Annotated in this window: 3 protein-coding genes and 1 pseudogene; 1 reads left to right on the top strand and 3 read right to left on the bottom strand. The window is 68.6% G+C overall.

The window, feature by feature from the left end:
• Nucleotides 1-428 (top strand): annotated as a pseudogene (locus tag VHB27_RS18750) (hypothetical protein); the annotation flags it as partial.
• A gap of 120 nt (nucleotides 429-548) precedes the next feature.
• Here the strand turns inward: VHB27_RS18750 and VHB27_RS18745 are convergent.
• The 3 genes from VHB27_RS18745 to VHB27_RS18735 all read right to left on the bottom strand — a co-directional run.
• Nucleotides 549-1,001 carry a GFA family protein gene (locus tag VHB27_RS18745; protein WP_325603343.1) on the bottom strand — a complete coding sequence of 151 codons (453 nt, stop codon included), beginning with the start codon at nucleotides 999-1,001 and terminating at the stop codon, nucleotides 549-551.
• Between the two features lie 79 nt (nucleotides 1,002-1,080).
• Entirely contained in the window at nucleotides 1,081-1,965 is an 885-nt protein-coding gene (locus VHB27_RS18740) for an alpha/beta fold hydrolase (RefSeq protein WP_325603341.1), read from the bottom strand.
• A partial coding sequence (locus VHB27_RS18735; protein ID WP_325603339.1) for a hypothetical protein occupies nucleotides 1,962-2,613 on the bottom strand: 652 nt, incomplete at its 5' end. The genes VHB27_RS18735 and VHB27_RS18740, both read right to left, overlap by 4 nt.

The raw sequence follows: 2,613 nt of genomic DNA, 5'->3' as shown, positions 1-2,613 counted from the left end.
TGGAGCTGGCCTGTTTCTGTCGCACGACGGGCGGCAAGGGGCTGCACCTGGTGGTGCCGCTGCGCCCGGCGGCGGAGTGGGAGGCGGTGAAGGCGTTCAGCCGGCAGTTCGCCGAAGCGCAGGCCGGTCGAGAGCCGGATCGTTTCGTTTCTGTCGTATCGAAAGCGCGGCGGCGCGGCAAGATCCTGATCGACTGGCTGCGCAACGGTCTTGGCGCGACCGCTATCGTTTCCTTTTCCCCACGGGCGCGACCCGGCGCCGGCGTGGCGACGCGGCTGCACTGGCGGGAGGTGAAGGCAGGCCTGGACCCGGCGGCCTTCAACCTGCGGACAGTGCCGCAACGGTTGCGGAAGCAACGAACCGACCCTTGGGCGGGGTTCGAGGCAGCAGGGGGCACCCTGCCTGAGATGGACGGAAGGACGCGTTAGAGGGCGGTATCGCCCTCACCCCGTCGGCCGGCTTGACCGGGCATCTTTTTCCTCCGAGGCACCAGATGGCCCCGTCAAGCGGGGCCATGACGGGGGAGAGGGGAGACGGGAAGAGGGGGGCTACCCCAGGGCCCGGTCCAGGATCCCCTTTAGCGTCACCGCCCCGTTGAACCCCTCGGGCGCGGTGTACGCGCCCTCGGCGATCCGTTTCTGTTGTGCATCTTCCCAATGGCGGCCGTCGAAGAAGCGCCTGGGCGCCAGGGACGGTCCGTCGATATCGTCGAGACAGCGCGCGTTGACGCTGATGCGGTGCGGCTGCGACCGCGGCACGTAGAACGCCGCCATCCCGCAGAACTTGCAGAAGGGATGCTGCGCCACGCCGGTCCCGAACGTGTAGACCGTCAGCGCCTCCTTCCCATGCAGCAGCGTGAAGTCGTTCGGTGCCACTGGCAGGTGAAAAATCCCCTTCTTCGTGCAGATCGTGCAACTGCACTGCGACAGAAGGTCCAGGTCGACACTGGCGCGGAAGCGCACCTGGCCGCAATGGCATCCGCCTTCACGCGTTTCCAGCATGATGGTTCCCCTTGTTTGACCCTTGGAATGACGTCGCCGAACTCTCGCAAACTGGCTCGCCGCCGTCCAGGCGCAATGCTCAGAGAAATGTGTCGAGCCAGCCCAGCAGCGCCTCGGGCGCTTCCTCCGCGATGTAGTGCCCGGACTCGATCGGTCCCCCGGTCACCTCCCCCGAACTGTACTTCCGCCACAGCGCGAGGGCGTCGTACCACTTGCCGATCTTGCCTTTCGCACCCCACACCACCAGCAGGGGGCACCGCACCTTGATCCCCGCCGCCCGTGACGCCCGGTCGTGCCTCAGGTCGATCGTGGCCGCGGCGCGATAGTCCTCGCACATGCCGCGCACCATCTCCGGCTGGCGCACCGCCGCGAGGTAATCGGCCAATGCGTCCGGATGAAACAACTCGGGCTTGGACGGATCGCGGCTGGTGTGCTGGCGCCACCAGTCCTCGGGCGCCCTTTCGATCAGCCATTCCGGGAACGGGTGCGGCTGCGCCAGCCAGAACCAGTGATAATAGCCCATGGCGAAATCCATGTCCGCCCGCTCGAAATGCGCGAGCGTCGGGACGATGTCCAGGATGGCCATCTTCTCGACCCGGTCCGGGTTGTCCAGCGCGATGCGGTGCGAGAGCCTGGCGCCGCGGTCGTGGCCGACCAGCTTGAACGTACCATGGCCGAAATGGTCCATCACCGCCATCATGTCGCGCGCCATCTCGATCTTCGCATAGGGCGCGTGGTCCGAGGTCGCCGGCGGCTTCAGGGAAAAACCGTAGCCGCGCAGGTCGGGGCAGATGACGGTGAAGCGCTGCGCCAGCACCGGCGCGACGCGATGCCACATCGCATGGGTCTGCGGATTGCCGTGCAGCATCAGCAGCGGCGGGCCGGAGCCGCCATGGCGCAGCCGGATCGTGCCGCCGGGGACGGGCACGTGCGCCAGCGTGAAGCCCTCGAAGAACATGCTCATCCTCCCGCCTGGGTTCGTTCGTAGACCGCCAGGTTGGGACCGTTCGCGATTTCCCGCCAGCCTGGGCCGGCCACGGCCGCCCGCATGGCAGGCAGGACGGTTCGGCTGTCCTGGTCCTGGCCCAACAGCACCAGGATCACGCGGCGATAGCCCCGGGGGATGTCGACCGGTCGGCCGGGGGCGACGACCGAGAGCATCAGCGCGGGCGGCGCCTCGATCCCGAAGGCGCCGACGATGCCGACGCCGTCATTGCCGCGCGGCACCAGCGCCAGCGCGCCGGCGGCATAGGGTCCGGCGGTGCGGGCCGCGTCGCGTGCCGGCTGCATGGTGCGGGGCGCGAGCAGCAATCCCGCGATGCCCGCCGCCTGGACCAGCGGGACCAGGCGACCCGTTCCTCCCGCCAGCAGCGCCAGGAAGGGCAGGCCGAAGCAGAGATAGCGCAGCTCGATCGGCGTGTTGTTGAAGACGAAGCCAAGCAGCAGAAGCCCGATCGCGGGCGCCGTCGCGGCCACTAATAGCAGGGGCGCCGGATATCCCGGGCGGCGCCTGGCGATCCGGACGATCAGCGTCAGCACGGCGAGGCCGACGACGCCGGCGGCCACGACGCGGCCCGGACCGTTCCAATAGAGCGGCAGGCCGCCGAACACC

The organism is Rhodopila sp. (assembly GCF_035548235.1).
In the GTDB taxonomy this organism is placed as follows: domain Bacteria; phylum Pseudomonadota; class Alphaproteobacteria; order Acetobacterales; family Acetobacteraceae; genus Rhodopila.
This window is presented reverse-complemented; position numbering and strand designations above follow the sequence as displayed.